The organism is Streptomyces sp. NPDC050418, from assembly GCF_044458745.1.
Lineage (GTDB): Bacteria > Actinomycetota > Actinomycetes > Streptomycetales > Streptomycetaceae > Streptomyces.
Map to the genome: position 1 here is coordinate 435,892 of NZ_JBITIG010000008.1, position 24,803 is coordinate 460,694.

The 24,803-nt window shown below is 69.6% G+C and carries 30 protein-coding genes; 11 read left to right on the top strand and 19 right to left on the bottom strand.

What is annotated here, in order from left to right:
• Positions 1 to 22: 22 nt before the first annotated feature.
• The 6 genes from ACIBI4_RS22135 (at position 23) to ACIBI4_RS22160 (ending at position 7,849) form a co-directional block, all read left to right on the top strand.
• Positions 23 to 1,603: a dynamin family protein gene (locus tag ACIBI4_RS22135; RefSeq protein WP_399205677.1), complete on the top strand. Its 1,581-nt coding sequence runs from the start codon at positions 23 to 25 to the stop codon at positions 1,601 to 1,603.
• Between the two features lie 5 nt (positions 1,604 to 1,608).
• On the top strand, positions 1,609 to 3,531 hold the full coding sequence (locus tag ACIBI4_RS22140; protein WP_399205678.1) for a GTPase: 1,923 nt from the start codon (positions 1,609 to 1,611) through the stop codon (positions 3,529 to 3,531).
• A gap of 139 nt (positions 3,532 to 3,670) precedes the next feature.
• On the top strand, positions 3,671 to 4,195 hold the full coding sequence (locus ACIBI4_RS22145) for a single-stranded DNA-binding protein (RefSeq protein ID WP_399205679.1): 525 nt from the start codon (positions 3,671 to 3,673) through the stop codon (positions 4,193 to 4,195).
• Positions 4,196 to 4,457: 262 nt separating this feature from the next.
• The gene (locus ACIBI4_RS22150; protein ID WP_399205680.1) at positions 4,458 to 5,930 is read left to right on the top strand and encodes a Cys-Gln thioester bond-forming surface protein; all 1,473 of its coding nucleotides are present in this window, start codon (positions 4,458 to 4,460) and stop codon (positions 5,928 to 5,930) included.
• 505 nt (positions 5,931 to 6,435) lie between these two features.
• On the top strand, positions 6,436 to 7,398 hold the full coding sequence (locus ACIBI4_RS22155) for an alpha/beta hydrolase (protein WP_399205681.1): 963 nt from the start codon (positions 6,436 to 6,438) through the stop codon (positions 7,396 to 7,398).
• A complete protein-coding gene (locus tag ACIBI4_RS22160) occupies positions 7,388 to 7,849 on the top strand; it encodes a hemerythrin domain-containing protein (RefSeq protein ID WP_399205682.1) in 462 nt (153 codons plus the stop codon). Before ACIBI4_RS22155 ends, ACIBI4_RS22160 begins: the two co-directional genes overlap by 11 nt.
• A gap of 233 nt (positions 7,850 to 8,082) precedes the next feature.
• Here the strand turns inward: ACIBI4_RS22160 and ACIBI4_RS22165 are convergent, their stop codons facing one another.
• From ACIBI4_RS22165 to ACIBI4_RS22240, 16 genes are all read right to left on the bottom strand, one after another.
• Complete coding sequence (locus ACIBI4_RS22165; RefSeq protein WP_399205683.1) at positions 8,083 to 8,574, bottom strand: GNAT family N-acetyltransferase; 492 nt, start codon at positions 8,572 to 8,574, stop codon at positions 8,083 to 8,085.
• A gap of 96 nt (positions 8,575 to 8,670) precedes the next feature.
• The gene (locus ACIBI4_RS22170) at positions 8,671 to 8,919 is read right to left on the bottom strand and encodes an SCO4226 family nickel-binding protein (RefSeq protein ID WP_399205684.1); all 249 of its coding nucleotides are present in this window, start codon (positions 8,917 to 8,919) and stop codon (positions 8,671 to 8,673) included.
• A 267-nt stretch (positions 8,920 to 9,186) separates the two neighbouring features.
• On the bottom strand, positions 9,187 to 10,449 hold the full coding sequence (locus ACIBI4_RS22175; protein WP_399205685.1) for a tyrosine-type recombinase/integrase: 1,263 nt from the start codon (positions 10,447 to 10,449) through the stop codon (positions 9,187 to 9,189).
• The gene (locus ACIBI4_RS22180) at positions 10,449 to 10,646 is read right to left on the bottom strand and encodes a helix-turn-helix transcriptional regulator (protein ID WP_399205686.1); all 198 of its coding nucleotides are present in this window, start codon (positions 10,644 to 10,646) and stop codon (positions 10,449 to 10,451) included. Before ACIBI4_RS22180 ends, ACIBI4_RS22175 begins: the two co-directional genes overlap by 1 nt.
• A gap of 2 nt (positions 10,647 to 10,648) precedes the next feature.
• The gene (gene repSA / locus ACIBI4_RS22185) at positions 10,649 to 12,025 is read right to left on the bottom strand and encodes a replication initiator protein RepSA (protein WP_399205687.1); all 1,377 of its coding nucleotides are present in this window, start codon (positions 12,023 to 12,025) and stop codon (positions 10,649 to 10,651) included.
• Positions 12,018 to 12,428, bottom strand: a complete 411-nt coding sequence (locus ACIBI4_RS22190) for a hypothetical protein (RefSeq protein WP_399205688.1) — start codon at positions 12,426 to 12,428, stop codon at positions 12,018 to 12,020. Before ACIBI4_RS22190 ends, repSA begins: the two co-directional genes overlap by 8 nt.
• Positions 12,428 to 13,861, bottom strand: a complete 1,434-nt coding sequence (locus ACIBI4_RS22195; RefSeq protein ID WP_399205689.1) for a DNA cytosine methyltransferase — start codon at positions 13,859 to 13,861, stop codon at positions 12,428 to 12,430. Before ACIBI4_RS22195 ends, ACIBI4_RS22190 begins: the two co-directional genes overlap by 1 nt.
• Positions 13,858 to 14,058 (bottom strand): hypothetical protein, encoded by a 201-nt coding sequence (locus ACIBI4_RS22200; RefSeq protein ID WP_399205690.1) that lies wholly within the window; start codon positions 14,056 to 14,058, stop codon positions 13,858 to 13,860. Before ACIBI4_RS22200 ends, ACIBI4_RS22195 begins: the two co-directional genes overlap by 4 nt.
• Positions 14,051 to 14,233: a hypothetical protein gene (locus tag ACIBI4_RS22205; protein WP_399205691.1), complete on the bottom strand. Its 183-nt coding sequence runs from the start codon at positions 14,231 to 14,233 to the stop codon at positions 14,051 to 14,053. The genes ACIBI4_RS22200 and ACIBI4_RS22205 overlap by 8 nt, the downstream gene beginning before the upstream one ends.
• A gap of 90 nt (positions 14,234 to 14,323) precedes the next feature.
• Complete coding sequence (locus tag ACIBI4_RS22210; RefSeq protein ID WP_399205692.1) at positions 14,324 to 14,659, bottom strand: SpdD-like protein; 336 nt, start codon at positions 14,657 to 14,659, stop codon at positions 14,324 to 14,326.
• Positions 14,660 to 14,684: 25 nt separating this feature from the next.
• Complete coding sequence (locus tag ACIBI4_RS22215; protein WP_399205693.1) at positions 14,685 to 14,873, bottom strand: hypothetical protein; 189 nt, start codon at positions 14,871 to 14,873, stop codon at positions 14,685 to 14,687.
• 12 nt (positions 14,874 to 14,885) lie between these two features.
• The gene (locus tag ACIBI4_RS22220) at positions 14,886 to 15,524 is read right to left on the bottom strand and encodes a DUF2637 domain-containing protein (RefSeq protein ID WP_399205694.1); all 639 of its coding nucleotides are present in this window, start codon (positions 15,522 to 15,524) and stop codon (positions 14,886 to 14,888) included.
• A gap of 74 nt (positions 15,525 to 15,598) precedes the next feature.
• Complete coding sequence (locus ACIBI4_RS22225; RefSeq protein WP_399205695.1) at positions 15,599 to 15,775, bottom strand: hypothetical protein; 177 nt, start codon at positions 15,773 to 15,775, stop codon at positions 15,599 to 15,601.
• 3 nt (positions 15,776 to 15,778) lie between these two features.
• Complete coding sequence (locus ACIBI4_RS22230; protein ID WP_399205696.1) at positions 15,779 to 15,967, bottom strand: hypothetical protein; 189 nt, start codon at positions 15,965 to 15,967, stop codon at positions 15,779 to 15,781.
• A 261-nt stretch (positions 15,968 to 16,228) separates the two neighbouring features.
• The gene (locus ACIBI4_RS22235) at positions 16,229 to 17,566 is read right to left on the bottom strand and encodes an FtsK/SpoIIIE domain-containing protein (protein WP_399205697.1); all 1,338 of its coding nucleotides are present in this window, start codon (positions 17,564 to 17,566) and stop codon (positions 16,229 to 16,231) included.
• A 5-nt stretch (positions 17,567 to 17,571) separates the two neighbouring features.
• Complete coding sequence (locus tag ACIBI4_RS22240) at positions 17,572 to 17,919, bottom strand: hypothetical protein (RefSeq protein WP_399205698.1); 348 nt, start codon at positions 17,917 to 17,919, stop codon at positions 17,572 to 17,574.
• Between the two features lie 161 nt (positions 17,920 to 18,080).
• Here ACIBI4_RS22240 and ACIBI4_RS22245 point away from each other — a divergent pair, with 161 nt between their 5' ends.
• On the top strand, positions 18,081 to 18,812 hold the full coding sequence (locus ACIBI4_RS22245; protein ID WP_399205699.1) for an XRE family transcriptional regulator: 732 nt from the start codon (positions 18,081 to 18,083) through the stop codon (positions 18,810 to 18,812).
• A 34-nt stretch (positions 18,813 to 18,846) separates the two neighbouring features.
• Positions 18,847 to 19,317 (top strand): NUDIX hydrolase, encoded by a 471-nt coding sequence (locus tag ACIBI4_RS22250; RefSeq protein WP_399205700.1) that lies wholly within the window; start codon positions 18,847 to 18,849, stop codon positions 19,315 to 19,317.
• Here ACIBI4_RS22250 and ACIBI4_RS22255 read toward each other — a convergent pair whose 3' ends face one another.
• The 3 genes from ACIBI4_RS22255 to ACIBI4_RS22265 form a co-directional block, all read right to left on the bottom strand.
• Positions 19,318 to 19,872 carry an HD domain-containing protein gene (locus tag ACIBI4_RS22255; RefSeq protein WP_399205701.1) on the bottom strand — a complete coding sequence of 185 codons (555 nt, stop codon included), beginning with the start codon at positions 19,870 to 19,872 and terminating at the stop codon, positions 19,318 to 19,320. It abuts the gene before it with no gap.
• Positions 19,873 to 20,642: 770 nt separating this feature from the next.
• Positions 20,643 to 21,248: a DUF2314 domain-containing protein gene (locus ACIBI4_RS22260; RefSeq protein WP_399205702.1), complete on the bottom strand. Its 606-nt coding sequence runs from the start codon at positions 21,246 to 21,248 to the stop codon at positions 20,643 to 20,645.
• Positions 21,245 to 21,556, bottom strand: a complete 312-nt coding sequence (locus tag ACIBI4_RS22265; RefSeq protein WP_399205703.1) for a PadR family transcriptional regulator — start codon at positions 21,554 to 21,556, stop codon at positions 21,245 to 21,247. The genes ACIBI4_RS22260 and ACIBI4_RS22265 overlap by 4 nt, the downstream gene beginning before the upstream one ends.
• A 327-nt stretch (positions 21,557 to 21,883) precedes the next feature.
• Between ACIBI4_RS22265 and ettA the strand changes: the two genes are divergently transcribed.
• Genes ettA through ACIBI4_RS22280 form a run of 3 tightly spaced genes read left to right on the top strand, consistent with a single transcriptional unit; the run spans position 21,884 to position 24,623 of the window.
• A complete protein-coding gene (gene ettA, locus ACIBI4_RS22270; protein ID WP_399205704.1) occupies positions 21,884 to 23,548 on the top strand; it encodes an energy-dependent translational throttle protein EttA in 1,665 nt (554 codons plus the stop codon).
• On the top strand, positions 23,548 to 23,979 hold the full coding sequence (locus ACIBI4_RS22275; protein ID WP_399205705.1) for an acyl-CoA thioesterase: 432 nt from the start codon (positions 23,548 to 23,550) through the stop codon (positions 23,977 to 23,979). The genes ettA and ACIBI4_RS22275 overlap by 1 nt, the downstream gene beginning before the upstream one ends.
• Positions 23,976 to 24,623, top strand: a complete 648-nt coding sequence (locus ACIBI4_RS22280; protein ID WP_399205706.1) for a hypothetical protein — start codon at positions 23,976 to 23,978, stop codon at positions 24,621 to 24,623. Before ACIBI4_RS22275 ends, ACIBI4_RS22280 begins: the two co-directional genes overlap by 4 nt.
• The last annotated feature ends 180 nt before the right edge of the window (positions 24,624 to 24,803 follow it).

Below are 24,803 nucleotides of genomic sequence, written 5' to 3' on the forward strand. Positions count from 1 at the left end.
CAATATTGGGCATTCTTCGCATGTGGTGACCTTGGACGTACGGCCTCAGCTGCTCGACGCACTCTCCGCCCTGCGCGACCGTGTCGCCGCCGCGCGCTTTCCGCTTCCGCTGCCAGGGGCGCCACGGGCGCGGGTGAACCGGGAGGAGCTGCTCGCGCAGCTCGACGACTATCTGGTGCCCCGTCTCAAGCAGCCCGAAGCGCCGCTGCTCGTCGTCATCGGCGGGTCCACCGGTGCCGGCAAGTCCACGCTGGTGAACTCGCTGGTGGGGCGGCAGGTGAGCGAGGCGGGGGTGTTGCGTCCCACCACGCGTACCCCGGTGCTCGTGTGCCATCCCGACGATCACCACTGGTTCGCCGGACTGCGCGTGCTGCCGGAGCTCACGCGGGTCTGGGCGGCGGAAGGTGACGGCGCCGCGGTCAGGAAGGGGGAGCGGGCGCTCCGGGTCGAGACCGCGGGCACGCTGCCGAAGGGGCTCGCGCTTCTGGACGCGCCGGACATCGATTCGCTGATCGCCGAAAACCGGGTGCTCGCGGCCGAGTTGATCAGTGCCGCCGACGTGTGGGTGATGGTGACGACCGCCGCGCGGTACGCCGACGCCGTGCCGTGGCATCTGCTGCGCACCGCCAAGGAGTACGACGCCACGCTGGTGAGCGTCCTCGATCGCGTACCGCATCAGGTCGTGGCCGAGGTGTCGCGGCAGTACGGCGCGCTGCTCGCGAAGGCCGGGCTCGGTGATGTGCCGCGGTTCACGGTGCCCGAGCTGCCCGAATCGACCGGTGGGGGCGGGCTGTTGCCGGCCACGGCCGTGGCTCCGCTGCGCGCCTGGCTCACCCATCGCGTACAGGATGAACAGGCCAGGGCCTTCGCTCTCAGCCGTACGGCGACGGGCTTGCTGGACTCGCTGAACGCGCGGATGCCCGAGCTCGCCGGGGCCGTCGCAGCGCAGCACGCGGCCGCGGTGCGGCTGACGACCGTGGTCGACGAGGCGTACGAGAACGAGCAGACGCGGGTGCGCGGGCGCCTGCAGGCCGGGGCGGTGCTGGCCGGCGGGGCGCTCGCGCGGTGGCGCGCCTATCCGCTGGACTGCACCGCGGGCGAGCTGCTCGACGCCGTGGTGGAGAGCCTGGGAACTGTCCTCGTCTGCGCCGTCTCGGCCGCCGACCGGCGCATCGACGACGGCTGGCAGCGCGAGCCGGCCGCCGCCGAACTGACCGTCCGCGCCCCCGACGGAGAGGGCGCCGAGCACCGCGTCGGGCTGTGCGTCCGCAGGTGGCGGCGGGTGCTGGAGGAGTACGTGGAGGACGAGCTGCGTGCCAACGAGAACCCGCCCGACCCCGAGGCCGTCGCCGCGCTGCTCGCGACCGCGCTGCTCGGCGGGCGGCGGGCGCGCGGCGCGGGGGAGGCGCTGGCCGAGCGGATCGGGGCGCAGGGCGCGCTCCGGCTGCGGGACCGCGGCGGCCGGCTTCTCACCTCGTACGTGGAGAAGGCGCTCAAGGCCGAACGGGACCGGCGCCTGGCCCCCCTCGACTCCCTCGACGTCCATCCGGATCCCCAGGCCGAGTTGATCGCCGCCCTGTCCGTACTGCAGAAGGAGAGGTGACCGCGATGACCGCCGTCACTGACCACACCGGCTCCGGCGGGCAGGAGCCCGCGCCCGAGTCCCCCGAGATCGACACGGCGAACGGGGCGGACGGGGCAGAAGAGGCGGAGGAGAGCGCGTGGGACGACGGGCTGATCGCGCGCCGTTTCGTGGAGGAGGAGGTGCGTACGGCGCGTGAGGAGGACTCACGCCCGCGCGGGTTGACGTACGACGCGGCGCTCAAGGCACGGCTCGACGCGTTGCGTGAACTCGTCGGGCTGTCCCGTACCCGGCTCGACGGCGGGACGCTGGCCGAGGCCGGGCGGGTGCTCGACCAGGCGGCCGCACGCCGCGGTCTCTCCGAGCGGCACACCGTGGTGGCCGTGGCCGGGGCGACCGGGAGCGGGAAGTCGACGCTGTTCAACGCGCTGGCCGGGGTGGCCATTTCGGACACGGGCGTGCGCCGCCCGACCACCGCGGCGCCGCTGGCCTGCAGCTGGTCCGACGGTGCGGCGGCCCTCCTTGACCGGCTGAGCATCCCGGGGCGGCTGCGGCGCCGGCCGCTGCAGGGCCCCGACCCCGACCCGCGCCTCGCCGGTCTCGTCCTGATCGATCTGCCCGACCACGACTCCGCCGCGCTCGAACACCGCGAGCATGTGGAGCGGATGCTGGGCCTGGTCGACGCCGTGATCTGGGTCGTGGACCCCGAGAAGTACGCGGATGCCGTGCTGCACGAGCGCTATCTGCGGCCGCTCGCGGGCCACGCGGAGGTCACCTTCGTCGTCCTCAACCAGACCGACCGGCTGCCCGGGGACAGCGCCGACCTGGTCCTCGACGACCTGCGGCGGCTGCTCGACGAGGACGGAATCGCGCTCGGCGAGCACGGGGAGCCGGGCGCCACCGTGCTCGCGCTCTCCGCGCTGACCGGCGAAGGCGTCGGTGAACTGCGCGACGCGCTCGGTCAGTTCGTCGACGAGCGCGGGGCGGCGGCCCGCCGTATCGCGGCCGATCTGGACGCGGCGGCCGCCAAGCTCAAGCCCGTGTACTCGCCGGGCCGGCGGGTCGGCCTGAGCGAGCGGGCACGCGAGGAGTTCGCGGACCGGCTGGCCGAGGCGGTCGGCGCGGGAGCCGCGGGCGAGGCGGCCGAGCGGGCCTGGCGGCGTGGCGCGAACAAGGCGTGCGGGACGCCGTGGCTGCGGTTGTGGCGCTGGTACGAGGCGCAGCGCACCGGACCCACCTCCGTACAGGCCGAATCGGCGCCCGTGGACGAGGAGGCGACCGCGCGCCAGCGCGTGGAGCAGGCGGTGCGCACGGTCGGCGACGAAGCGGTGTCCGGGCTTCCGGCGCCCTGGGCGCATGCGGTACGGGACGCCGCGGCGCGCGGCGGCGAAGGGCTGCCGGAGGCGCTCGACGAGCTCGCGGCCGACGCGGGGCAGCCTGCGCGCAAGCCCCCGCGGCCCGGCTGGTGGCCGATGGCCGTGCTCGTGCAGGCGCTGATGACACTGCTCCAAGTGGTGGGCGGACTCTGGCTGTTCGGGCAGGTCGTCGGGGTCGCCGAGCCCAACCTGATCGCTCCGGTGCTCCTGATGGTGGCGGGCATCGTGGGCGGACCCTGTGTGGAGTGGGCGTGCCGGATGGCGGCGCGCGGGCCCGCACGGCGGTACGGACAGGAGGCCGAACGGTCCCTGCGGGAGGCGGCCGCGGCGTGCGGGCGGCAGCGCGTGCTCGATCCGGTCGCGGCGGAGCTGTTGCGGTACCGGGAGGTCAGGGAGCAGTACGTGAGGGTGCTCGGCGGAGGCGTGCCGCCCATGGGGTCCGGGGCCGGATCCGGGGTGCTGGGGCCGGTGACCGGGGCGTTCGCGGTGGGCAGTGCGGCGGGCGGGTCCGTCGGCGGGTCCGCCGGTGCCGCCCTCGGGAGGGTGACGGAGTTGTCCACAACCGGTCGGTAGTCCACAGGCTCGAGCGGGCTCGTGCCGTTCGGCGGAAGCTGGGATCGCGGCGGAGCGCCACGGTCTTCGCCGCAGCCGTACGGGACGGGCCCGTCGGCATGTCGTGCGCGGACCGGCGCACAGGGGGAGGTAGATCGAGATGAACGAGACCTTGGTGACGATCGTGGGGAACGTGGCCACGGAGCCGTTGTCGCGGATCACGGCGGGCGGACCGATGGTCAGGTTCCGGCTCGCGTCGACCTCACGGCTCTACGACCGCTCGACGCAGGCGTGGCGGGACGGGCACACGAACTTCCTCACGGTGTTCGCCTGGCGCTCCCTCGCGGAGAACATCGCCTCATCGGTCGGGGTGGGTGATCCCGTCGTGGTGCACGGCAAATTGAAAGTCCGTCAGGACAACGGGACGCCAGGGAACCAGTCCTTGCTCGGCGTGGACATCGAGGCCGTCGCGCTCGGGCACGACCTGTCGCGGGGCACGGCCGCGTTCCGCCGGGTGTCGCGGGCCAACACGTCACTCGTGGAGCGTCCGGGCGGCGGCGGGGGAGCGGGGGCCGGGCAGGGCGGCCGGGGTACGGAACCGCAGTTCGAACGGGATCCGGGCGGTGAAGTCGGGGGTGCGCAGCCGGGGTTCCTGCCGGACCGTGAGCCGGAGCCCGTCTTCTGAGGCCTGCGGGGCGGAGCGGCCGGGGCGTTCACAGGACCTGCACCGGCCCTCCGCCGGACCCGTCGGCCTCTGCCTGACCGGCGATAACGATTACGCGTCAGTAGGCCGATGGGACCGCATGATCGGGATCCGTGATGGCGCGCGTCCCTAGGATGCCGGGCGTAGCTCACGGGGCTGTTGAGTTGGGTGTGCTGGCGGGACCGTCCCGCCCCACGTGGTCGTGGGGTCAGGTGTTCATGGGTTCCGCCCGGAGGGGAAGTTCGTGTTTTCTTCGTGCTCGTCGTCCGTTGTACGCGCAGCCGTACTCGGACTTGTACGCGGTCTGGCCCGTGGCAGGGGCGCCGCCCGCCTCGCGGTGACGCGGACGGCGCCGGGGCTGCTCGTCCCCGGTCTCGTCATGGCCGGCGCGCTCGCGGCCGCGGGCCCGGCGGCCGCCGATGAGGCGCCGCAGCTGCCGGGCGGTGCGGCCGCCACGCTCGGCGGTCTGGAGACCTACGGCCAGGCGGTCGTCCGCGCGGACGGTGCCGAGTGGCAGATACCGGCCGGGCTCTTCGAGATGTCCGTCGACGGCGGCGGCATGATCAAGACGTACTGCATCGACATCGACAACCCGACCCAGCAGGACGCCACGTACCGCGAGACGTCCTGGAGCGCGACCTCGTTGCACGCCAACCGGGACGCGGGGAGGATCCACTGGATCCTGCGGAACTCGTATCCGCAGGTGAACGATCTGGCGGAGCTGGCCCGCAAGGCGAACGCGAAGGGGCTGACCGAGGCGGACGCGGCGGCCGGCACACAGGTCGCGATCTGGCGGTTCTCGGACGGCGCGGACGTGTCCGCGACCGATCCGCAGGCGGAGCGGCTCGCGGACCACCTGGAGAAGGCGGCGCGGCAGGCGCGGGGCGTGGGGGAGCCGAAGGCGTCCCTGGTCCTGGACCCGCCGGCGGTCTCCGGGAAGTCCGGCGAGCGGGTCGGCCCGGTCACGGTGCGGACCGGCGCGCGCAGCGTGACGGTGAGCCCGCCGGTCGACGCGGCGGCGAGCGGAGTGAAGGTCGTCGGCGCGGACGGCAGGCCGGTCACGTCGGCGGCCGACGGCAGCGAGCTGTACTTCGACGTGCCGAAGGGTGCGGCGGGTTCGGCGGAGCTCACGGTGCAGGCGTCGACGAGCGTGCCGGTCGGCCGGGCCTTCGTCGCGGAGACGCGGAGCCAGACGCAGATCGTGGCCGGCTCGAGCGAGTCGACGGTGTCGGCGAGCGCCACGGTCAACTGGGCGGAGAAGGGCCCGATCCCGGCGCTCTTCGCCGAGCGCAACTGCGCCAAGGGCGGGGTGGACATCACCGCCCGCAACGAGGGCGACGAGGACTTCACGTTCTCGCTGATGGACTCCGAGCACACGATCGCGGCGGGCGCGCAGCGCACGGTCACGATCCCGCTGCAGGAGGACCAGGCCTACGACTTCACCGTCACGGGCACGGGCGGCTTCGAGGAGCGCTTCACGGGCGTCCTCGACTGCGCCACGAAGACCGCGGCCACCGAGGGCAATGACATAGCCCCCCAGTCCGCCCCGAGTCCCGCCACGGCCGGGGGTGCGTCGGGCACGGGCCACGATCTGGCCGAGACGGGAAGCTCCGACGCCACGCCGGTGATCGCGGGGGTCGCGGTGGGGTTCCTGGTGCTGGGCGGCCTGGTCGTGTTCCTGCTGCGCAGGAAGGGCGCGATTGAGGGGAGTGAGTGAGCGCTGCTGCGGCAGGTGATGCGTCGGACCGCTTGGGGGAGGGGTTGAACGGGTCCGTTCCGGGAGGCGTGGGCCCGCGGCCGGCGCGCGGTCGTCGGCCCGTGGGGGAGCGGACCTTGATCCCGACGGCCCGGAACCGGCCGAGTCTGCGCGGTACGCCCGCTAATTGCGGAGACTGGCCGAGGTGGCGGAGCCGGAGCCCTGGACCGCGGACGACCTCGCCATAGCCGACGATTGGCGCCGACGCACCGCCGTGGACCCTCGGACGCCCACGCCTCCCGATGCCCTGGCGGTCCTGGCGGTCCTGGCAGCCTGGGGTCGGACGAAGCGGATCCGGGGCGAGGCGGGATGGAGGCCGGCCGGGGGAGGTTGACGCTGAGGGGAAGGGGGACGGAGCCGCCGTACGGGCCCGAGCCGGTGGCACATGCCGGACCCGCCGGACGGCGCCAATCCGTTGTACCGCACCAACCCACCCCGCACACCCGGCAGTTCACGCTCCCGAGCCGTGGGCGCCGACCCGTCGAGCGCCTCGCCGAAACCCCCTGACACCGACGATCTTGGCGATTACGCTGTCGCGCAGCGTCGCGTGCCGGTGGCGGAGGAAACGTCAGGCATGGAGGCGCCGAATCGAAAGGTGGCCACGGCCATACCCGCCCCCATCGCACAGAAGCTCACGCACTACCCCGCGGATGACCGGTATCAGGGGCCACGGCCCGCCGTTCTCGTCCTGCCCGGCGGAGGGTTCAGGGAGCTCCCGCCGCACGAGGGCGAAGGCTATGCCCGCTGGCTGTCCGGCCTCGGCATCCACGCCTTCGTCCTCTCGTACCGGTTGCTGCCGGAGCGTTTTCCGGCCCCGCTCGAAGACGCCCGGGCCGCTCTCGACCACCTCCGTAAGGGCGACCACGGTCCCGGTGTCGAGATCGACACCGACCGGATCGGCGTCATCGGTTCCAGCGCCGGCGGCCAGCTTGCCGGTCTGCTGATGACCGGCCGGGTCCTGACCATCGAGGAGGGGGTCGTCGACCCGCCCCGGCCGGACTTCGCGATCCTTGCCTACGCGCTCGCCGACCTCGACCTGTTGCCGCCGCCGGTGGTGGCGAACCTGCTGGGCGATCTGCTGCCCCTCAAGGACGAGCTGTCCCCGGCCAAGCACGTGGACGCATCGGTGTGCCCGACGTTCGTGTGGGCCACCGCCCAGGATCCGCCGGGCCTGCCGAACGCCCTCGAATGGACCCGGGCCCTGGCCGCCGCCGCGGTTCCGGTGGAACTGCACATCTACCCGGGCGGCAGCCACGGCATCGGACTGGCCGACGGCGTCGAATACGGCGGCGCGGCGCACAAGTTCATCGCGCACGAGCCGCACACCGCCTCGTGGACGACCGCATGCGCCGCCTGGCTGCGCCGCGAGGGCGTCCTCAATGGGCGGGCGGACGTCGGTACCGGACAGGAGGACGTCCGTGCCGGCTGACCGAGTCACCGCGTGGGGCGCCGAGCTGCGGCGCGTACACGGCAAGCTGCGGACGGCCCTCGCGCTGGCGAGGGCCGGGCTGGACGGCGGTGCGCCCGGCGAGGCCACCACCGACCTGCTGCTGTTCTGCCACGGCTTCTGCGCGGCGCTCTCCGGCCACCACCGCGCCGAGGACGGCGCGCTGTTCCCGGAGCTGGTGCGGGCCCGCCCCGACCTGGCGCCGGTGATCGCGAAGCTGAGCGCGGACCACAACATGATCGAGCACCTCATCGGCGGTCTGCAGAAGGCCGTGACCGAGTCGACCGATCCCGAGGTGGTGCACCGCCACCTGGACGGCATCGAGGCGGTCATGGAGACCCACTTCAAGTACGAGGAGCGCGAACTGGTCGCGGTCCTCGACGCCACCGAAACCGACTTCGACCCCGAAGTGATCTTCGGTCCGATCACCTGACCCACACCCGCCGGGGCCGACACACACGGCCCCGTCGGGTGTGCCTGTCCGAGCAGCCTCAAGACCCTGTCCGGCGCACGAAGCGAAGTCATCCTCCGGGGCGACGCGGCCGGTCGCCACGTACCCGTTCACGTTCTCGCTCATGGGCACCGAGCACACCATCCCGGCCGGGGCGTCGCGCACGGTGACGACCCCACTCCAGGAGGACCAGAGGGCCGGGTCTTTGGGCGGCCTCACGCCGTGAACGAGATCCACACGTCCGGCGGGAGGTCGGGCCGGTCCGGGACCGCGTGACGGGTCTCCGCCCAGCCCTCCGCGCCCGCGATCTCCGTGGCGACGCGGCGCCAGAAGGCCACCGCGCCCGCGTTGGAGTCCTGGAAGGCGACCTTCCACGGGCCCGGGTGCCGCGCGGTGACCTCCCGCACCGCCCGCAGCCCGATCCCACGGCGCCGCGCGCCGCGTACGACGAAGAAGCTGTTCAGGACGCGGACGGGCTCGTCCAGACCGCGAACGAGGGCGAGCCCCGCGGGAGCCTCGCCGATCCGCAGCAGATACGGCGCCCACCCGGGATCCACGAAGGCCGCCCGCAACCGGTCGTCGCGGAACGTGCCGTCGGGGTGGGGCAGTTGTCCCTGGTACTGGGACATGTCATGGCGGAACATCAGCCAGAGGCGTTCCAGGGCCGGGCGGTCGTGGGCGTGGGCGAGGTGCGCGTAGGAAGGCATGAAAAAAGCCTCCGCGGCGGCGGACGGTGTCCGGGCCGGGAGGCTTGCTGTGCCGGGAGAGCTGTCCGAAGTGTAACAGGCGGTGGTGGGCTCCGTTCACACAGTGAGGGGAACCGGGTGGATCTCGTCGGCCGGGTGACCAGTGCGTTCGTGAATGCGGTTGACCGCTGCGGCCGAGGGAGCCTCGGAGAGGCAGTAGACCGTGCCGGACTCCGGGTCCGCCCAGGCCCTTTCGAAGTGGACGCCTTCTTGTCCTTCGATGGCGAGATCGGCCTTGTGGGCCTCCCTCAGCTGGTCGGCCGTGATGTCCTTCATCCCGTGGTGGACGTCCATGAACTGGGGCATGGCGTCGCACCTCCTTCCAACTTCCGCGTCCCGCTGCTGCGACTGGCAAACCCACTTGCCAGCCATCACTTCTATTCTGCGCCTGTACGGACGTGGCGGCGACCGTATGGGCTGGGACGTATCAGGCCGCAGAATCCCAGGTCAGCGGCGCTCGACCATACGGGTTTCCCCCCAGGGGTAGCCGTCAGGCAAGATGGGGTGTTACTTGCCGCGCGAGGGCATAAAACAGCCCCTCACCAGCGGGTTTAGCGCCAATGAGGGGCCGTGTCAGGCGGCTTGGGCCGTCTCTGGGCCGTCGTGGGCGTGACCGGCCGCGCGGTACATGGCGCTGATGGCCTTGCGGGTCCGGGTCTCGCTGGACGGCATGAGGTGCGTGTACACGCGGAGCGTGAACCCCGGGTCGCTGTGCCCGAGGTAGAGGCTCAGAGCCTTGATGTTCTCGCCGGCGTCGAGCAGCACCGAGGCGTAGAAGTGCCGTAGAGCATGCATCCCGTGCTCCCGAGCGGCGGCATGACGCTGCCCCTTCGTCGGCACAGGGATGATCCCGCCCAGGGCGAGCGCGGGCTTCCATACGCGGTCGTTGAAGTCATTGCTCCACAGCGCGTTGCCACCGCTGCCCGTGAAGATCAGCCGGTACGTCCTCATAGGGCCTGTCGGAGTGAGCCACGGCAAGGTCACCTCAACCGGAGGGAACCGCTTCATGTGCTCGGTCAGCGCTGCGGACACCTCGGGGTCCAGCGGTACGTCCCGGAGCTTGCCGCGCTTGGGCGGGGCGAAGACGAGCGTTCCGCGAACCTTCTTCACCTGTTGGCGGACGTAGAGCCAGCCGAGATCCCCGATGTTGTCCACGGCGAGACCGAACAGTTCGCCCTGTCGGAGGCCACAGCCGGCGCCGACATCCGCCATGGCCTGGTAGCGGTCCGGGAGCCCGGAGCGTACAGCGAAGACCTGGGCAGCCGTCCACGGGTGCACCCGCGATGGAGTGGGGCGAGGCGCCTTCACCGAGCGCGCACGACAGGGATTCGTGGCCAACAGGCGATCATCCACCGCCGCGTTGAACACCGAGGAGACCGCATCGAAGATCAGACGCCGGTACGTCGGGGACGATAGGGCTGCTTCGAGCTGCCGGTTCCACTCGCGGATGTGCTCAGGCTGGAACGAGCCGATCGGGCGCGCGCCGAGGTACGGAAGGGCGTGCAGGCGTAGTCGGCCCTCGACAGCAGCACGGCTCGTCAGGTCGGTCGTCAGCGCAGCGAGCCAGCGTTCTGCATACTCCCGGAACGTCGTACGGGCGGCTCGCGGGTCGATGTACTGCCCGCGAGTCATGTCCGCTTCGATGTTGGTCAACCAGTTCTCGGCGAGGCGCTTTTGCTTGTCAGGGAAGCTCTTGGACTTCTCGGTTCCGTCCGGAGCGATGTAGCGGGCGCGATAGCGCAGACCTACACCATGGCGATCGGACTTGACCTTGACCTGTTTCCCGTCGGGACTCGTCTCGACCTTGAACCAGCGGTCCTGGATGTGTCCGGCCATCAGGCAGCAGCCCCTTCCATGAGGGAGTCGACCCAGGCTCGTACGTCGGCGGGGTCGTAGCGCAGGTGTCGGCCGACGCGGAAGCCCTTGGGCCCGGTGCGCTTGCGGCGCCACTGGTAGACGGTTTCGATCGGTACGCCGAGGAGGTCGGCGACGTCGATCGGGGTGAGGTACCGGTCGGGCAGGGACTGGGCCATGGTCACCACTCCTCTTTGCTGTTGTGGGCTGGACGTTCTTCTCGGGCGGTTTCGCGGTTGAGGGCGATGTCGTGGGCGATGGTTGCGGCGAGGGCGGATTCGCCGGGGGTGTGGCCGTGGCCGGCGTAGGCCCAGTGGGCGAGGACGAGGGTGGTGTCAGGGTCGGGGAGGCCGAGGGTTTGGCGTTGCTGTTCGGCGCGGAAGTCTGCGCGGACGCCCCGGCGTTCGCCGAAGGTCGAGGAGTAGGCGCGGGACTTGGTGAGGAAGTGGCCCCGGAAGCCGAGGATGTGGGCCCAGAGCCAGAGCTTGCGGTCGGGGTAGAGCGGGTCGAGGTCGTGGCAGGCGCGGATCAGCCGGCGGGCGTGCTCGGGCACGTGGGCGCGGTCGAGTTCGGCGAGTTCACCGATGCGCCGGTCCAGGGTGCCGGTCGTCTCGGCTGCTTTGGTGGCGTACTTGGCGACGTAGGAGGCAACGGCGCCTTCGGTGAGGTCGCGTCCGTCGCCGAAGGCCTTGATGGGCCGGATGTCGAGCTGTGAGCCCCACCGCAGGATCCGAGTCGGCTGACCCTCCGCAGCGCGTACCGGGGTGGAGACGTACGGGTGTGCGGCGGCAGTTCGGATGCAGTCGGTGAGCAGATCGAGCGTGGCCCAGACCGGCGGAGCAGTGTCGGGGCCGTCGGGTCCGTCGATGCGGATCACGGCGTGGAAGTGGATGGCGCCGCGCTTCTGAAATTCGGCGACCTTCCCGAACGACAGCCGGGCCGTCTCGCGGAACGCAGCCTGAGTCAGTCCAGCGGCAGAGGCCAGCTCGCGGCGCAGCCGGTTGGTGAAGCGGTGCCACAACTCCCCGGCATGGTTGTTGAAGAGCACGGTCCCGGCGTAGTCGTAGGTCTCGGGGTCGAGCGGGGTGCCGAGGGCGGGGTCATCCTCGCCGTGGCGGGCACCGCAGCGGCAGCGGCCGGCGTCGGGGCGGTTGTGCACCGGGCCGAATGACGGGGCGGTGAGGGTGGCGAAGACCCTTGGGCGGTCGCGCACCTGGTCGGGGATGCCCATGCGGTCGTCACCGGTCAGCCCGGCTCGGACGAGGTGGAAGGCGTCTCCGGCGTAGAGGTAGGCGCACGGTTCGCAGCGGGAGGCGCGGCGGTTTCCGCAGGCGATGCGGAGCCGGCCGCCAGGCTGGGACCCGGTGTCGGTGTGGTGCAGCACCTGGCCCGTGGTCTTGTCCTTGACCACGGACCAGCCGGTCAGGTGGATCGGGTTGGAGCAGCCCCCGGTGCGGCGGATCTGCTCGCGCCAGGCGTCGAAGTCCGGGGCGGAGGCGACCCGCAGCACGTCCGCGAGCACGACCGGATCCAGCGTGCCCGTGTCAGCCTCAGGCATGGGCGAGCACCTCCCGGACGGAGGCGACGAGCCCAGGTGTGGGGGTCCACAGGCCGCGTGCACCCGACCAAGGCAGGGGCTCGCTCAGGGTGCGCAGGTCGGTGAACTTCCAATGCCATTGCCCGGGAGCGGACCACAGGGTGCAGTACCCGTCGCCTTCGTGGCAGTCGACGAGCCGGCCAACCGCGACGATCGCGCCCCGGGGCTGAGGGCGGTTGAGGAACGGCCGGGCGAGCGGCAGCCCGTATGCCTCGCGGTCCGTCGTCAGTCCGGCGTGGATCAGGACCCATCCCCGGTAGTCCGTGGCCCAACGCCGGTTCTCCACACGCTTGGTGCCATACGCCATGGCGGACGCCCAGGGCTGCCACAGGGTGAGCGCGCGAACCTCTGCGGGTGCGGTCATCACAGCACCTCCAGAAGGGCCGTGGCGATCCACTGGGCGACATTGGCGGGCACGGCGTTGCCTGCCTGTTTGGTCTGCTCGCCGCCGTGCCCGAGCACGGTGTAGTCGTCGGTGAAGCGCTGGGCGCGCAGGTGCTCGCGCGGGGAGAGCATCCGGAAGTAGCAGTCCTCCAACGCGATCTGCTCGGGGTCCGCGTCGGTACCGAGGACCACGCCGGCGGATGTGCGAGTGGCGATCGTGTGCAGCGGCGCGGCGGTGCTGGTCGCATCGCCCTTGCGGTATGGGATCACGAGCCCGTGGTGGTTGCCCCCGGCGGTGATCGATGCCAGCGGGTCATGGATCGCACGGGTGGTGGAGCCGCCGCCTCGGTGCTCAGTGATGAACGGAGCCAGTCCCGGCGGGACCGCGAGGCCGTCACCGATCCGGACCGTGCGGGTCGGCAGCGGAGAGGCGTGGGCGGGGAACGCGCGGCCGTCCCCGGTGTCGGAGTGGTTGACCGTGACCATGGTCGGCACCCGGTGCTTGGCCAGCCCAAGCCGAATCTTGCGCAGCGTGGATGCGGCCAGCGGGCCCCTGCCATGCGCGGGGCGGTCGCCGATCCGGATCCCTGGATCAGACCAGTTGATCACTGAGGCGGCGGGGCGGACGTAGGGCTCTACGATCTGGTGTCGGCAGGCCATGTTGGGGCAGCGGAAGTCGTACTGCTGGCGGTACTTGCCGATCGTGTGCGCCCGCTTGGTCTTCCGGTTGATGCGCCAGGACTGCACCGCTAAGACGTCCGACTCGCACTCTGTGCACCAGGCCGGCGGGCGCACGTCGAGGTCTGGGGCGCGCATCTCGCGGCGAGTGAAGACGATGAAAATCCGGTCACGCCACTGCGCGGCATGCTCGTTGCCGTCGTCGCCGATGTGGGCGGCAGTGACGGAGACGATCTGATGCCGGAAGCCAAGGATCTCCATCCCGTGCAGCCACCAGGAGAACAGCGGCCAGGCGGTCGCGAAGCGCGGCACGTTCTCACACACCACCGCATCGAAGTTGTGCACCTCGGCAGCGCGCAGGATGTCGTACGCCGTGGCACGCGTCCGCTCCCAGGCCGCATCCGCGATAGGCCCCTCTTCGAACAGATCCAACTGCCCGGCAGTGGGCGCGGCCTTGGGTCGAGCAATTCCGTCTGCGGGGCTTCCTTCGGTGCAGATCGGGGAGCCGACCAGGACCCTCGCTTTGGGCAGACGCCGCATGTCGTAGTGGTCGAGATCGACGCACAGGTGCTCAGCCTCGGGGAAGTTCGCCGCGTGCGTCTCGACCGCACGGTTCCAGTGGTTGGCACCGAGGACGACGTCGAAGCCGGCGCGGCGGAAGCCGTCGGAGTCACCACCCGCACCGCAGAACAGGTGAATGGAGGTGGGGCGTGAAGTCGCGGAGCGGCGCATCATCGGGCCACCACCTGCGCGTGGGCGGGCCCGTGATTGAGCTCCCAGTGCCGCACCAGGGCCGTCACGTTCTCTGTTCCGGTGGCCTGGTTGGTTGCTCCGCAGCCGCCACAGACGTAGTCGGCGAACGGCTCGTCATCGGGTGCGTGCAGGCCGATACGGATGCCAGGGAACTCATGCGTGGGCGTCAAGTCAGACATGGGCCACCGCCCGGGGAGCGTTGCGGCGGGTGCCGGTGCCCACGCACGTCTTGCAGTGCGCGGTGATGGTGCGCAGGTGACCGTTCCGGTCCCGTCCGCCGAGGGTGATCGCGACGGAAGCGAACCCATCGCAGTCGGAGCAGATGCGGACAGGGGCAGCGGTGTTCTCGGGCATGATGGGTGTTCCTTCCGATTCATTGGGTTGGTTGGGGCGTGGCCGTCCGGGGCGGTGAGACTTGGCGGTTGATGCCGCCCCGGGGGCCGGTCAGCGTCGCTTCGTGTCCGGTGTGGTCAGGAGCGAGCGCAGCGCGAGGACGCACACGGCGAGTGAGATGCCGGTGAGGGCGACCGCGAGGACCATGGAGACCAGGACCACGCCGATCACGAGGGCGCCGACGGTTCCGGCAGCGGCGAGTGCGATCACGGTGCCGGGGCTCATCCCGGATCGGACCGGGGCAGCCGGCGCGTGGTGCGGGTGATGGCAGGCGCAGGGAGCGGGTGCCTGGACGTGCGGCACGGTGGGTGCCTGGCCCAGGGTGGTGATGGTCGGGATGATCTCCCCGGTCGGAACCGGATTCGACGGCACGTGGGGCTTGAACATGAACTGAACTCCTTTCAGAGCAAGGTCACTTGTTGGGCTCATTGACGACTGAGGTGCCGGTCTCGGTACCGGAGTCGATGGCGGGGGCCAGGAAGGTGTCGGCCAGCAGGTAGCCGCCGAGCAGGAGCACCACGACCAGCCACAGGGGCGGGCGGAAGAGCTTCACGCCAAGCCAGCCGACGATCAGGAGGAAGAGCCACAGCGGCACGGACACGACTGGTTCCTTTCAGGCAAGTTGGGAGGCGATGGCGGCGGCCATCGGGGCGGGCACCCGAAGGCGGGCACTGAGGGTGTCCGCGTCGATCTGCTCGCCGGTCGTGGCACGGTGAGAGTCAGCGATCTTCCGGGCCTGAGCGAGCAGCGCACCCGGGACCGCCACAGCAGGCGGCAACTCCGGGACCGGGGCAGGCTCTTCGCGCACGGTCGCGGTGTCCACAGACTGTGGATCAGCCGGTCCGTCGCGCTCGATCTCCACCGCCGGGACAGGCTCGGGCTGCTCGTCGGCACCCGGGGCGTGGGCGAGCAGAGTGCCGCCGAGGAAGGCGAGCGCGGGCCAGCCGGCCACCAGGAACCGCAGCCAGGCCGGAGGCTGGTCGAGGTCGAGGAATCCGGCGGTGGCGACGTTCGCCCCGAGCGAGGCGACCAAGGCGACGAGGAACCAGGACCACGCAAGGCGCGGGGTCTGTCCGGTCCGCAGCCGACGCCACGCGGCGACCAGGAGCAGGTCGACGGAGACGGGATAGGCCCAGGCTTTCCAGCCGTCCTGCCCGGCGGCGTAGGCGATGTCGTGGAGGTGGGCGAAGGACAGGGCCCCGGCGATCACGGCCTGAACCAGGACGAAGTCGAGACGGAACGGCGTACGCATCACGGGCCTCCTTCCAGAGGGTTGGGCCGTCGCGGGGCGGGGCTCACAGGGCCTGCCGCCCGGCGACGACAGATTCAGTCGGTGGGGGCTTCACCAGTGCCGAAGCAGTTCAGGCACAAGCCGGTCTGCTCGCCGACCTCGCGGTGCTTGCGGCCGACACGGACCATCCGGGAGACCTCCCCGGTGCCCTTGCACGGCTCGCACTTCGGCGCAGCCGGCGGCTTGCGGGTGCGGGGTTTTCGGGTGGCCATGGCTCACCACCCCGTTCCTGGCTCGGGCGGAAGCCCGTACGTCGCGGCCGCGTCGTCGAGCGGGAGTGACATGGCGAGGGCGCCGCCCACGATGTCCGCGAACTGCTCGTCATGGCCCGGCTGTTCGGCGTACATCACGAGGAAGCCGAGGAGCAGCACCGTGCGGTTGAGGTCGTCGCAGTGATCGCACATCGCACTCACCGGTCCCAGGAGCGCAGTCGGTGATCGATCTCGGCTGCCCTTGACGGAGCCTCCAGGCGGGTAAGCAACACGTCGTAGCGCGTCCTCTCGTCCACCCCGTATCGCTTGGCAACAGCGAGCCTGAACGTTCCTCGGATCCGAGCGGCGGTCCTGATCAGCGAGTGCAGCATGGTGTTCCTTCCGGTTTCAGACATGGAGGGGGTAGGGACTTGGCGTGATGCGGTCACGCCGACCGTGCGGTGCAGGAGGGTGTTACGAGGTCGGAGCCGGCGCGGGTGCCTCAACGGCGACTGGGCGGAAAGGCTCCAGGACCGGGATGCTCGGGGTGAGGTGGGCGTACTTGCGGCACTCGGCCGCCGCTTCTCCGAGGGTGGTCATGGGGGTGCGGATGCGGGTCCAGCCACCCGAGGTGTCCCCGGCGATTGCGGTTCCCCGACGCTCCGGAGCGATAGCGGTGGCGGCGGGTACGGCCAGGTCGCTGATGTCTCCGAGGCCCATCTCTGCGGTCTGCTTGTCGTTGCAGCGGTGCACCACACGCCCGGTGAGCTGAGCCCGCAGCGCGGTCGCGCCCTTGCCGAGATCGGTACCAAAGCGCTGCCCGGCGATCTCCAGATAGATCCCTACCGCGCGGGAAAGCTGAGCCAGGCGCAGAAGCTGGGTGACAATCCGGTCCCGACGCGGTGCGTCCACCTTCGACGCGATCAGGAACAGTTCGGCGACCTCATCCACCAAGACCACAATCGGGATCGGACGAAGCTTGGCAGGCAGGCCCCAGATGTCCGAGGTGATGTCCTCCAGCGGGGTGCCTGGCGCGATTCCCTGGTGCAGGCAGAGAAGGTCGTAGCGGTCCTCCATTTCCTGCACGAGCGCGTCCAGCAGGCCCTCCGCCTCATCAGGATTGGTCGCCAGTGCGGACAGTCGGGGCGCGAACGGGCCCTGTTCGACACCGCGCTTGCAGTCGATCCCGACCAGTGCCGCCTCCAGGGAGGCAAGCGACTTGATCAGACAGCGCTGGTACATCGACTTACCCGAGTCGGAGGCGCCCATGGTCAACGAGTGGGGAACCTCCCGGTAGTTACGCACGAATGGTTGGCCGTCCTCGCGCAGGGCGACGATCGCGGAGAGCGGTCCAGGCACCAGCCGGCGCGGCATTCGCACGGAGCCGAGGACGTCCATGCCGGTCATCCGCAGGTCGACGACACCAGGCTTGACCTCGTTCACATGGGCGGAGTGCATGGCCCAGGCATGACGCAGCCGTTCGGCGGAGTTGACCACGTGCTCGGGTGCCAGGCCGGCGGGGAGTCGAAGCCGTAGGCGCACCCCGGTTGTGGTCGGGCGTATCGCGCGGATCCTCGGGATACCTGGGCGTGCAGTCTCCTTGCCGACAGCCTTCTTGGCGAAGACCTTCCACCACGGCGGGGACACGGTCAGCTCGCACGCCTCCATGGTCTGCCGATACGCGGCGCACACCCGGTAGAGGGCGGCGGGGAGGCCGAAGAGCGACCAGTACACGGCGGGGAACTTGGCGCGGGTCACCATAGCCAGCACCCACACAGCGAAGGCGAGAATCGCCAGCTCGGTGATCGGCATGGCGATCAGACCTTGCCGTTGGAGCCGGCGACCGTGAGGCTCTTCGCGGTGACCGCGATGGCGCGGTAGCTGATGCCGTGCCCGAAGTCGTTCTCCCACGGGCGGGCGACCAGGCCGGGGAACTCCACCGGCATGCCCGGCGCCAGGTCCGGCTGAATGCCGTCCTCGGCAACCACGACGGTCAGCGCGTCCGGGCGACCGTCCACGATCACGGCCACGTTCACATTGAACAGGGTCTTGCCCGACTGCCGGTCCGTCGCGGCCTCGCCGGTATCCCGGTTCTTGATCTTCGGCTCCGGGGCCTGGATGAGCATCACGGTCATGGCGTTGGTGTCCACAGGGATCTGACGCATCGTCTTGTCTCCTGATCTTGCGGGTAGTTGACGCCCGCCGTTGTGGCGGTGAGATCAGAAAACCGCGAGATGTAGTGGACGCATCACGGTCTGTATGGACGTTTGGGGACGTCTGAGCTACCGTCAAAACGTCCCCGGTCGTCCCAGGGAGAGGCCAGGCCATGGCGAACGAACGTCTGCGCGCGGCGATTTCAGTGAAGGGTGAGACGATCCAGTCCCTTGCCGATCACGTCGAGGTAGATCCCAAGACGGTTGAGCGCTGGATTACGACGAACCGAACTCCCCACCGTGGACACCGTTGGAAGGCTGCGACCTTCCTGGGCATGGATGAGGTCTACCTCTGGCCCTCAGCGGAGAAGCAGGCCGAGACAGCCAGCACATCCGAACTCATCACGTACTACCCGCACAGGGGTGCCGTTCCGTCGGCCCTGTGGTCCTCGCTGATCGATGGCGCCAAGAGCAACGTCGAGATCCTGGTGTACGCCGGACTGTTCCTGTTCGACAGCCACCCGGACTTGGCCGACCAGCTAGCCGACAAGGCCAAGGGCGGCGCCGAGGTCCGTGTGCTGCTCGGTGACCCCGACTCGGAGATGGTCCGACAGCGGGGTGAAGAGGAAGGCATCGGAGGCGATCTGGCCGCACGAGCCCGGATCACACGCCGCTACCTTGAGCCGGCCCTTGGGACCCCCGGGGTCGAACTCCGACTGCACGACACAATCCTCTACAACTCGATCTACCGCTTCGACGATGACGTGTTGGTCAACCCGCACGTACTCGGAGCCCCCGCCGGGCAGAACCCGGTCATGCACTTCCGGTACATCCCAGGGGCCCGCACCTTCCGCCACTACATGAAGAGCTTCGACTACGCGTGGGAGCGGGCACAGAGCGCATAGCGGCAGAAGCCGGCGAGCGTGCGAGGCTAGATGCATGGCCCGCATCGACTACTTCAACGACCCGAACGCTCCGAAGGCGAACAGCATCGTTCCGTCTGTAACGGCGGTGGCGCTGAACGACGCGGGCGAGGTCTTGCTCATCCACAAGACCGACAACGACCTGTGGGCCCTGCCGGGAGGTGGCGTCGATGTCGGCGAATCCGTCGCCAACGCGGCAGTTCGCGAGACCAAGGAAGAGACCGGGTTCGACGTCGAGGTGACGGGGTTGGTCGGCCTCTACACGAACCCCGCGCACGTCATGGCGTACGACGATGGCGAGGTCCGCCAACAGTTCTCGATCTGCTTCACGGCCCGGATCATCGGCGGTGAACTCCGGACGAGCAGCGAGAGCAAAGAGGTCGCGTTCGTCGCCCCGAGCAGGCTGGATGAACTGAACATCCACCCGTCGATGCGCATGCGGATTGATCACGGCCTGTCTGGCAGGATCGAACCCCACATCGGCTGATCACGCAGCCGAGATGCGGCTCAACGTTCGCGACACGGCCGCCTTGAGATATGGGCGAGCCTTGCTGATCGCCGTGTGGACCACGCTGCCCGACTCGTAGCGATCAAGAATCTCATCCATGCGTACGTCGAAGTCGAAGCGCTGCCCCGCCGGACCGGTGGTCATGTCGGCGTAGATCAAGGCGTCGAGCAATGGCGAATCCTCGCGCTCGTACGCCGACAACTCAGCGGAGAGGCCACGCTGCTCCGCCTCGTACACGGCGCCGGAGTGGTGGGCGACGAGCCGCACCAGTCGATCCGGAGCGCCGAGGGAAGCCAAGTGGCGAGCGCCATCGAGGGGATGGAATCCGGTGTCCCAGACCTGAGGCGCGTAGCCGAGGTCGTGCAGCCAGGCCGCAGCTACAAGGAGATCCCGTTCGTCCTCCGGCACTGCCGACGAAACCTCTTGCGCCTTCGCGGCTACGGCCTGCGTGTGCAGCCAGCGGTTCCCGAGGGGTGGCAGCAGGGTCTCAGCCAGGGCGGCAGCGCCTTGAGGCGTATCGAGTGCGGAGGGCATGAACTTCACCGTAGCTGAGCCGATCCGAGCACCGACAGCCCGAGACCAGCCCGGTCAGCCGCGCGGACAAAGTTTCCCTACATCATCAAGAGCTCGCTTCGCTCGCCGGCCCGGGACTCGTGGCCATGCCTCGGAGGCCGACACCGACCCCGCCTGAAGTGATCACACCCATGGCGACGCGTGCGCGCCGGCATCACCCCGCCGCCGCGATCCGGCCTGGGAGAGGGAAGAAGAGCGCCGGTTGATCTCGATGAGCAAAGTGCAGGCGGAACCCCAGAAACCCCAAGAACCACCAGGACTAACGAAGTAGATCCAATCCAAAGGATCAATCCAGAGGATGGAGGGCCGCGCAGAGCGCGGCGGCGCCGGTCGGTCGCCGCCGCACGGCTCCCTCCATGTCTACGCCACCGGGGCCGCGCGTCGACGCCCGCCCGCGCCCGCAAGGGGCGAAAACACATGGTCACAGGGCATGAGGGGGCGCCATACGTGCAGGTCAAAGACGCGTTGTGCTTCGACTAAGGCCGGATCGCGGCGGCGGTGCAATGTCGACGGGCCCGCTTCCATGGTCGTTGCCCATCGGCGGGGGCGGCCGGCTCCACGGCTTTACCCACCTCCCCGGTCCGGGACCCGCGTCGAGCAAGACCAGGGGGCCACTCGTGCTACCTAGGGACAGGTCCACAAACCTGCCCGAGTGGCCAACCAGCGTACGGCCCCCTGATCATGCCCGACCCCAAACCAGGCAGGACACCGGCCAAAACCGCTCCGCCGGCCTACGCTCTCTCCGGCAGCTCGGGATCACTCGAAACCTGATCACATTGCGCGTCGCCATCCCAGTCGATGTCGATGATGTGGTGAGGCTTGAAGCGGATCTTGTCTCCGTGTTCCAGGCGCGGGATGCCGAACGGCTGGTTGTGCAGCACGCCGACAAGCTTGTGTCTCTTGACTTTGACGATCTCGACCCACATGCGTTCGCCCCAGCCATCCCTCATGTCGAACATGAGCTTCACGGCGACGCCAGGCCTGAGCGCCCGCTTCTCCTGCTCGGAGGGGATCCAGAAGCTCTGCGGATACAGCCGGTTGAACTTGACACCCGAGGTCAGGTGCCAGCGATCGATGATGCGACCAGTGGCGGCCCAGACAAGACGAGGCCACAGGCCGTCGAAAACGGCAACCTCCAACTGTTCGATCACCCAGAAGGGGCGCTCGACACGAGGCACGGCGTTGAGTTCCGCTCGCAGCTCGGAGCGACGTGGATCATCCCTCTGAAAAGCGAGAACGATCAAGCGGAGGAGGGCGCCGGGCGCGAAGCCGAAAACCAGAAGTGCGGAAACAAGGAGTGGCCACGCTGTTATGGCGCCGACGAGCTCGGTGATCACTGGGCGGGCCTCCCGACAAGCGCACGAAAGCGGGCATCGCGTCGAGCATCGCTGAGGATCGCGGAGACAGCGACCTGCCCCTCCCCGGTCAACTTGTAGTAGCGACGCGGAGGCCGTTTGTCCCTGATCTCGGCCGGGTCCTCCCAGCCATCTTCAAGCCAACCGTCCTCCAACATCCGCCGGAGCATCGGGTACAGAACTCCGGAACGGACGCCAGCCTGTTTTGACAGCTCGTAACCCCAGTGCTGCCCTCCGGGGTCTTCCATCAGAGCCAGGATCACTTGGATCAAGGCGTGAGTCTTCCTCATGGCTCGTAGACTACCTATGTAGATTACGAGCCGCAAGTGACGACCCCGCGCCTGTATGGGCTCCGACTGGTCTGGAGTGGATCGAGGTCGGCGAATAAGGCCGCAACTGCAGAAACGCCTGATCGGTACCCGGATCCCGGGCCGCCCCTGGGCCGTCCGGCACCACTCAAGGGCGACCGTTGGTGACAACAAGTGACAGATCAACTGCAGCGGTGATCTAGGAATGGGCAGGTCACAGGGGCCCACCCATACCGGTTTCCGTCAGGGGATGGACGTCAGGCAAGATGGGGTGTATCTGCCCACTTCCAGTTTGCCGGACGGTTTCTCTTGGCTGAGTTCATCTACACCATGCGCAAGACGCGCAAGGCGCACGGCGACAAGGTGATCCTCGATGACGTCACCTTGAACTTCCTGCCCGGCGCGAAGATCGGTGTGGTCGGTCCCAACGGTGCGGGTAAGTCGACCGTGCTGAAGATCATGGCCGGCATCGAGCAGCCGTCCAACGGTGATGCCTTCCTGTCGCCCGGCTACAGCGTCGGCATCCTCATGCAGGAGCCCGAGCTCGACGACTCCAAGACCGTTTTGGAGAACGTGCAGGACGGCGCCGCCGAGATCATGGGCAAGCTCAAGCGCTTCAACGAGGTGGCCGAGCTCATGGCCACCGACTACAGCGATGAGCTCATGGAGGAGATGGGCAAGCTCCAGGAGGATCTGGACCACGCCAACGCGTGGGACCTGGACGCCCAGCTCGAGCAGGCCATGGACGCCCTGGGCTGCCCGCCCGGCGACTGGCCCGTCACCAACCTCTCCGGTGGTGAGAAGCGTCGCGTGGCGCTCTGCCGGCTCCTGATCGAGGCGCCGGACCTGCTGCTCCTCGACGAGCCCACCAACCACCTCGACGCCGAGTCGGTGAACTGGCTGGAGCAGCACCTCGCCCAGTACAGCGGCACCGTCGTGGCCATCACCCACGACCGGTACTTCCTGGACAACGTGGCCGAGTGGATCCTCGAGCTGGACCGCGGCCGCGCGATCCCCTACGAGGGCAACTACTCCACGTATCTGCAGCGCAAGTCCGAGCGCCTCAAGGTCGAGGGCAAGAAGGACGAGAAGCGGCAGAAGCGCCTGAAGGAGGAGTTGGAGTGGGTTCGCTCCAACGCCAAGGGCAGGCAGGCCAAGTCGAAGGCGCGTCTTGCTCGTTACGAGGAGATGGCCGCCGAGGCCGACAAGATGCGGAAGCTGGACTTCGAGGAGATCCAGATTCCGCCGGGCCCGCGCCTGGGCTCGATCGTCGTCGAGGTCAACAACCTTTCCAAGGCCTTCGGCGACAAGGTCCTCATCGACGACCTGTCCTTCACGCTGCCGCGTAACGGCATCGTCGGTGTCATCGGCCCCAACGGTGCCGGTAAGACCACGCTGTTCAAGATGATCCAGGGCCTGGAGACGCCGGACTCCGGTGAGATCAAGGTCGGCGACACGGTCAAGATCTCGTACGTGGACCAGTCCCGCGGCAACATCGACCCGAAGAAGACCCTCTGGGCGGTCGTCTCGGACGAGCTGGACTACATCAACGTCGGTCAGGTCGAGATGCCGAGCCGCGCGTACGTCAGCGCCTTCGGCTTCAAGGGCCCGGACCAGCAGAAGCCGGCCGGTGTGCTCTCCGGTGGTGAGCGCAACCGCCTCAACCTGGCGCTGACCCTCAAGCAGGGCGGCAACCTGCTGCTCCTCGACGAGCCGACCAACGACCTCGACGTCGAGACCCTGAGCTCGCTGGAGAACGCGCTGCTCGACTTCCCGGGCGCCGCGGTGGTCGTCTCCCACGACCGCTGGTTCCTGGACCGGGTGGCCACGCACATCCTCGCGTACGAGGGTGACTCCAAGTGGTTCTGGTTCGAGGGCAACTTCGAGTCGTACGAGAAGAACAAGATCGAGCGGCTCGGTCCGGACGCGGCCCGTCCGCACCGCGCCACGTACAAGAAACTGACCCGCGGCTGATGGCTCGCCACGTATACGCCTGCCCCTTGCGCTGGGCGGACATGGACGCGTACGGCCACATCAACAATGTGGTCTTCCTCCGCTATCTGGAGGAGGCGCGTATCGATTTCCTGTTCCGCCCGGACAAGGACTTCCAGCAGGGGTCGGTCGTGGCGCGCCATGAGATCGACTACAAGCGGCAGCTGGTGCACCGGCACAAGCCGGTGAGTATCGAGCTGTGGGTCACGAAGATACGAGCGGCCTCGTTCACGATCGAGTACGAGGTGAAGGACGAGGACGTCGTGTACGTGCGGGCCTCGACCGTCATCGTGCCGTTCGACTTCGAGGCGCAGCGGCCGCGGCGGATCACGGCCGAGGAGCGCGAGTTCCTCGAGGAGTACGCCGATGACGTGGCCGCGAAGGACAGTTCCGAAGAGGCCGTAGCGGCATGACCGTGGTGCCTCTGGCCGGTGAAGGGGAGGCGGCGGGTCTCGCCGCCTTCCTCCAGCGGCTGCTCAAGTACGACCGGGCGGCGGCCGTCCGGCTGCAGGCGGCGGGCCGTGCGCTCGCCGTCTTCGGCCGGGCGCCCGCGCTCGACGTCGTGGTCGTACGGGCCATCGCGCTGGCCGAGCCGGTCGACCTCGACCGTACGGTGTCGGCCGGTGAGCTCCTCGAGGCCGTCGAGGCCGAGGCGGTCACCGTCCCCGCCGCGGTCACCGGACCCTCCTGGGCCGGGCTGCTGCCGCCGCGCGGCGGCTGGCAGCAGCAGGACGGCCTGCCCGCGAGCACCGAGCTCGGGCGGGCCGTGCAGACGGCGGTCGGCGAGTTCAAGGCACGCGTCGAGGAACTGCACGAGGACAAGCGGACCCGGGCCGAGCTGGACCGGATCGGCGCCGAGATCTGGGGCCGCACGCTCGGCTCCACGCCGCTCCCGCTGCGGGCCGCGCACGCCGCGTACGTCTTCGGACTGCTGCGGCCCGACGCCCCGGCGGCGCTTTTGACCGCCGGCCCCTGGCTGCGGCTGCGCACGCCGTACGGATCCGTCGCCCTGCGCAGGGCGGGCGGATTGCCGGGGCTGGGCGTCACGCCCGTATAAGCACGGACGTACGGCTGGACACAGACGTACGGCCACAGAAGTGGACGAGGGGGGGGGGGGGGGGGGGGGGGGGGGGGGGGGGGGGGGCCCGGCCCCCCCCCCCCCCCCCCGCCCGCGGGCGCCGCCCCCACGCCCCCCGACCCCCCCCCGCCCCGCCACGGCCGCGCCGCACAGGAGAGG